The sequence below is a fragment of the Achromobacter semiaridum genome (genome assembly GCF_053543755.1).
In genome coordinates this window covers 26,488-31,431 of sequence record NZ_JBLVOL010000036.1, presented here as the reverse complement: position 1 = coordinate 31,431, position 4,944 = coordinate 26,488, and the positions used below count along the sequence as shown (strand labels likewise).

The 4,944-nt window shown below is 66.2% G+C and carries 6 protein-coding genes; 2 read left to right on the top strand and 4 right to left on the bottom strand.

Going from position 1 to position 4,944, the window contains the following annotated elements; genetic code table 11:
* A partial coding sequence (locus tag ACNPP0_RS11190) for a zinc-binding dehydrogenase (RefSeq protein ID WP_448705907.1) occupies nt 1-644 on the top strand: 644 nt, incomplete at its 5' end.
* Between the two features lie 134 nt (nt 645-778).
* Here ACNPP0_RS11190 and ACNPP0_RS11185 read toward each other — a convergent pair.
* The 4 genes from ACNPP0_RS11185 to ACNPP0_RS11170 all read right to left on the bottom strand — a co-directional run bounded on the left by ACNPP0_RS11185 (nt 779) and on the right by ACNPP0_RS11170 (nt 4,253).
* The gene (locus ACNPP0_RS11185; RefSeq protein WP_332613212.1) at nt 779-1,357 is read right to left on the bottom strand and encodes a DJ-1/PfpI family protein; all 579 of its coding nucleotides are present in this window, start codon (nt 1,355-1,357) and stop codon (nt 779-781) included.
* Nucleotides 1,358-1,541: 184 nt separating this feature from the next.
* Nucleotides 1,542-2,246 (bottom strand): SDR family NAD(P)-dependent oxidoreductase, encoded by a 705-nt coding sequence (locus ACNPP0_RS11180; RefSeq protein ID WP_332613211.1) that lies wholly within the window; start codon nt 2,244-2,246, stop codon nt 1,542-1,544.
* Entirely contained in the window at nt 2,236-3,216 is a 981-nt protein-coding gene (locus tag ACNPP0_RS11175) for a Bug family tripartite tricarboxylate transporter substrate binding protein (protein WP_448705906.1), read from the bottom strand. The genes ACNPP0_RS11180 and ACNPP0_RS11175 overlap by 11 nt, the downstream gene beginning before the upstream one ends.
* A gap of 98 nt (nt 3,217-3,314) precedes the next feature.
* On the bottom strand, nt 3,315-4,253 hold the full coding sequence (locus ACNPP0_RS11170; RefSeq protein WP_448705905.1) for a dihydrodipicolinate synthase family protein: 939 nt from the start codon (nt 4,251-4,253) through the stop codon (nt 3,315-3,317).
* A 113-nt stretch (nt 4,254-4,366) separates the two neighbouring features.
* On the opposite strand from ACNPP0_RS11170, the gene ACNPP0_RS11165 reads away from it, so the two are divergent.
* A partial coding sequence (locus ACNPP0_RS11165) for a LysR family transcriptional regulator (protein WP_448705904.1) occupies nt 4,367-4,944 on the top strand: 578 nt, incomplete at its 3' end.

Here is a 4,944-nt window from a genome sequence, read left to right as displayed (position 1 = left end):
CGCTGGCCCCCCCCGACTACGTGGGCCTGCTGCCCAAGAATGTGGGCTTTGTCGACATTGCGCCCGTACTGTGCGCGGGGGTCACCGTCTACAAAGGCCTGAAGATGACGGACACGCGGCCCGGCAACTGGGTCGTGATCTCGGGCATCGGGGGGCTGGGCCACATGGCGGTGCAATACGCCCGCGCAATGGGCTTGAACGTGGCCGCCGTGGACATCGACGAGGCCAAGCTGGATCTGGCCCGCCGCCTGGGCGCCGAAGTCACGGTCAATGCCAAGACGACCGACCCGGCCGCGTACCTGAAGCGGGAAATCGGCGGCGCCCATGGCGCGCTGATCACGGCCGTGTCGCCCAAGGCCTTCGAGCAGGCGCTGGGCATGGTGCGGCGCGGCGGCACCGTGGCGCTGAACGGCTTGCCGCCGGGCGACTTCCCGCTGTCCATCTTCGACATGGTGCTCAATGGCGTGACCGTGCGCGGTTCCATCGTGGGCTCGCGGCTGGACTTGCAGGAATCGCTGCAATTCGCCGAAGAGGGCAAGGTCCGCGCGACTGTCACCACGGACAGGCTGGAGAACATCAACAGCGTGTTCGACCGCATGAAGCAAGGGCAGATCGAAGGCCGGGTCGTGCTGGACTTTGCCTGACGCGACCTGACGTGTTCGGTTGAACACGAAGGCTCCCGGGGCGTGATCCCGTGATCCGGTGATCGCTTGATGGCTTGAACACGAAGGCTCCCGGGGCAAACACATGCCCCGGGAGCCTTTGTGCGCGCGTCCCGTCAGTGTGTGATTTTCGTGCCCAGCACCGCCAGGAATTGCGACAGCCATGCCGGATGCGCGGGCCAGGCGGGCGCGGTCACCAGGTTGCCGTCGGTATAGGCCTGGTCGATGCCGATTTCGGCATAGGTGCCACCCGCCAGACGCACTTCCGGTGCGCACGCCGGGTACGCCGAGCACGTGCGGCCTTTCAGGATGCCGGCGGCAGCCAGCAACTGCGCGCCGTGGCAAACGGCCGCGATCGGCTTTCCGGCCTGATCGAAATAACGCACGATATCCAGCACCTTTTCGTTCAGGCGCAGATATTCCGGCGCGCGGCCGCCCGGAATGACCAGGCCGTCGTAGGACGCCGGTTCGACACGGGCGAAATCAAAATTCAGCGCAAAGTTGTGGCCGCGCTTTTCGCTGTAGGTCTGTGCGCCTTCGAAGTCATGGATGGCGGTGGCAATGGTGTCGCCCGCTTTCTTGTCCGGGCAGACCGCGTGCACGGTGTGCCCCACGGCCAACAGCGTCTGGAACGGCACCATGGTTTCGTAGTCTTCGGCGTAATCGCCGACCAGCATCAACAGTCTTTTGCTCATGGAAGTCTCCTTGGGATAAGGGGCGGCCGGTTGCGCGCCCAACGTGGTGGGGCCCGGTTCTTGATGTTGTAGCGGCCATTGTGCCCCCGCCGTGAAGACGCATGGTGGTAATGGGATACCACGTGCGCGGTAGCCAAGCGTACGGTAGGCAACGCGTGGTATCCCGCGCGGGGCCGCAAGGCGTTCAGCGCGGCAGCGATGCGCCGCCGCAGATCGCGATGTCCTGGCCGGTGATCGCTGCCGCCTCGCGCGACATCAGAAAGTGCACCAGCGCCGCGATTTCGTCAGGCTGGATCAGCCGGCCAATCGGCGGCATGCGCGGTGCGCTGGCCGCGCGCGCCGGGTCATCCAGCATGGCCGTCTGCGTGGCGGCCGGCGACACCACATTCACCGTCACGCCCTGCGGCGCCAGCTCGGCGGCCCAGCTGCGCGCCAACGCCCCCAGCGCGGCCTTGGACGCCGCGTACTGGCTGCGACCCGGCATGCCCTGCGCCACGCGGCTGCCGATCAGCACCACGCGGCCGTCACCGCGCGCCGCCATCTCGGGCGTCAGGATCTGCGCCAGGCGAACCGCGACATCCACGTGCAGCCTCCACATCCGCTCGCCGTCGGCCGGATCCATCAGCGCCAAGGGCCCCACCCGCAATATGCCCGCCGCGTGAACCAGCGCCCGCGCATCCTTCAGCGTGTCCAGCGCACCCCGCGTGGCCGCCTCGTCGCACAGGTCTACCGTGATGTGGCGATAGGCGTCATGCCGCGCCACGGCCGGCCCGATGTCCAGGCCGGCCACCTGCCACCCCGCCTTCAGCAGATGCTGCACGATGGCAAGCCCGATGCCGCCCGTGGCGCCGGTCACCACGGCCAGGCCGACGCCGCGCTCATTCGACATGGATGCGCCCCTCTTGCACGATCTTGAGCGAGCGCGCCATGTCGTCTTTCTGGAATTGCGCGAACGCAACGGCGGAGCCCGGTGTCAGCGTCACCCCCAGCTGTTCGTACTTGGTCGTCATGCCCGAGGACAGGGCCTTGTTGACCTCGGCGTTCAACTTCTCGACGACCGATTTCGGCGTGCCGGCCGGCGCCCACAACCCGTACCAGCTATAGAACTGATAGCCCGGCAAGATCTCGCTGACGGTGGGTACGTCGGGCAGGTTGGGCAAGCGCGCCTCGGACGTCACGGCCAGTATCTTCAGCATGCCGCTTTTGTAGTACGACACCGCGCCCAGCACCGGGTCGATGAAGCCGTCGATACGCCCGCCCACCAGGTCTTGCAGCGCGGGCGAGGTGCCGCGATACGGGATCACGGTGTAATCCAGGCCGCCTTGGCGCTTGAGCAATTCCGTGGCCAGATGGCCGGCCGACCCGATCGAACCCACGGCAAAAGTCAGGCGGCCGGGGTTCTGCTTGGCATACGTCAGCAGGCCGGCCAGATCCGTCACCGGCAGATCTTTTTTCACGGACAAGGACAACGGCGCCTTGCCCGCCATGGCCACGGGCACAAAGTTCTTGTCCACGTCGTAAGGCACCGATTTCATCGTCATCGGCGCGGTGGTGAAGGTGGACGCGTTGAACAGCAGCGTGTAGCCATCGGCCGGCGACTTGGCCACCACGTCCGCGCCGATGATGCCGTTGCCGCCCGAGCGGTTTTCCACGATGAAGGTCTGCCCCGTCTGCTCGCTAAGCTTCTGGGCCAGATCGCGGCCCAGCATATCCAGCGTGCCGCCCGGCGGAAAGGGAATCACAAACCGGACCTGGCGCGACGGATAGCTGTCCTGGGCCTGGGCCAGACCTTGCACCCCGCCCCCGGCAAGACCGATGCACAGCGCAAGCAGGCCGCGCAACACGATTCTTTTTTGCATGATTTGTCTCCTCTTATTGATTGTCCGTTGCGGCATCGTGCAGGGGTATGGCGCCGGGCCATCCGCCTGCTTGCGTGCCGCCACGCGTGCAATCGGTGCTAGCGCGCCAGCAGCTTCGCGTTCGATAGCGCCGCGCGCAATGCGTCCATGTCGGCATCGCCGGGCGCCTCGGTGGGCGCACGCACGGTAGCGTTGTCCAGCACCCCGGCCAAATACATGCCGGCCTTCATGCGGGCATGCGCCTCGCCGGTGGGCTCGCCGCCGCCGTAGACCGCGTCTTTCAGCGGCGTGATCAACGCCTGCACCCGCTGGGCGCGCGTCAGGTCGCCCGCCTTGACGGCCTCCCACAAGTCGATGATGAGCTGCGGGATGAAGGTGGCGAAGCCGACCAGCGCCCCGTCCACGCCCTGCACCATCGAGGCCAGCAGGTATTCGTCGTGGCAGGTCAGGATGGCCTTGGATGCATCGGCGTCGCGCAGCGCCTGGATGTCGCGCGCATATTTGTTCATGTCGCGCTGGCCCACCTTGAACGCCTGCACGTAAGGCAGGCGGGCCAAATCGGCCAGCAGCTGCGACGAATACGAGGCCCGCGTCCACGCGGGATACACGTGGCACACCAGGTCCAGGTCGGGCGCGGCACGGTGTATGGCGTCGAAATAATCCAGCGCGTGCCCCGGCGTGAAGCCAAAGCGCAGCCAGTGATGAGGCGGCATGACGTCCAACGCGGCAGCGCCCGCTTCGCGCGCGGCGCGGGCATGTTCCGTGGCCTCGGCAATGCCTTCGCACACAATCGACGAGATCACCGGCAACTTGCCGCGCAGCTCGTCGGCCACGATGCGGGTGACCTGCGTGCGTTCGGACGGGGTCAGGGAGAACACCTCGCCGGTGTGGCCATTGGTCATGACGGCAACCACGCCATGATGCCCGGCCAGCCACGACGCCAGGCGGCGAAGCGCGGGCTCGTCGATGCGATGGTCGGGGGTAAAGGGGCAGGAAATTGCCGGGATGATGCCGCGGTAATTCGAGATGGAAGCCATGCTGCGTCTCCGTATCTTGTACGTGTGGGAATGGCTTATGATCGCGGTAGCCCCTTGCGGCCGTCCAATACTCGAATTGCATAGAATTATTTTTGCTGCGGCGCACACACCTCATGGGACCCGGAAATCGACCTTTGGACATGAATTGGCTTGAGGACTTTTGCGCCCTGGCCGAGACAGGCAGCTTTTCACGCGCGGCCGAAGCGCGCGCCATCGCGCAACCGGCGTTCAGCCGGCACATCCGCGCGCTGGAGGAATGGGTGGGCGCCGACCTTTTCGACCGCAGCACCCACCCCACCGACCTGACCGCGGCGGGCCAGAAATTCCTGCCGCTGCTCAAGCAGGTGATGGCCGACCTGGAGGCCGCCCGCATCAAGGCCATGGCCGCGCACGCGCAGCATGGCGCCAGCCTGCGCTTTGCCGCGACGCATCTGCTGGCGTTGTCGTTCTTCCCCAAATGGCTGACGCGGCTTGAAGCCGATATGGAAGTCGGCGCCATCCAGATGATGTCCGACAGTTTCCAGGCCTGCGAAGACCTGATGGCGCAGCGCCGCGTGCAGTTCCTGCTGTGCCACCGTCATCCTCGGGTAGCCAGCCGACTGGATGAATTTGCCTATCCCAAGGTGTGCCTGGGTACCGACGTGCTGGTGCCCGTCAGCGCGCCGGCCAAAGGCGGCGCGCCCGCCCCCCC

Excerpts from the sequence above, each read along its gene's own strand:
- ACNPP0_RS11185 (WP_332613212.1), bottom strand. The coding sequence starts at position 1,357 with ATGAGCAAAAGACTGTTGATGCTGGTCGGCGATTACGCCGAAGACTAC.
- ACNPP0_RS11180 (WP_332613211.1), bottom strand. The coding sequence starts at position 2,246 with ATGTCGAATGAGCGCGGCGTCGGCCTGGCCGTGGTGACCGGCGCCACG.
- ACNPP0_RS11175 (WP_448705906.1), bottom strand. The coding sequence starts at position 3,216 with ATGCAAAAAAGAATCGTGTTGCGCGGCCTGCTTGCGCTGTGCATCGGT.
- ACNPP0_RS11170 (WP_448705905.1), bottom strand. The coding sequence starts at position 4,253 with ATGGCTTCCATCTCGAATTACCGCGGCATCATCCCGGCAATTTCCTGC.